Origin of the sequence: Neptuniibacter pectenicola (assembly GCF_001597735.1) — a bacterium.
GTDB lineage: Bacteria > Pseudomonadota > Gammaproteobacteria > Pseudomonadales > Balneatricaceae > Neptuniibacter > Neptuniibacter pectenicola.
This window is the reverse complement of record NZ_LUTS01000199.1, coordinates 1-229: the sequence shown is the minus strand read 5'-3', so window position 1 is coordinate 229 and position 229 is coordinate 1. Positions and strand designations below refer to the sequence as shown.

General features: G+C 44.1%; 1 protein-coding gene. It reads left to right on the top strand.

Annotated elements, in window-relative coordinates; all coding sequences use genetic code 11:
* Positions 1–229: hypothetical protein (locus A3773_RS18495; RefSeq protein ID WP_231902246.1), on the top strand; the 229-nt coding region annotated here is incomplete at both ends.

The window sequence follows — 229 nt, the reverse complement described above, 5'->3', positions numbered from 1 at the left end:
GCAAAACTTACCTGTCTTACGCTTCTCCGATTGGGAAACTCTGCCATACGACAGTTTCTCACCACATCAAGACATCATTTCTGACCGTTTAAATACTTTAGCCCAAATTCGAGATTTGTCAGCAGGCATTATTTTAACCACCACCCCCTCTGCCCTTACCCGAATTTGTCCAGAAGAACACATTGATGCGCAGCGCTTTGAATTAAAGCTCGATCAGAAAATAGCCCAG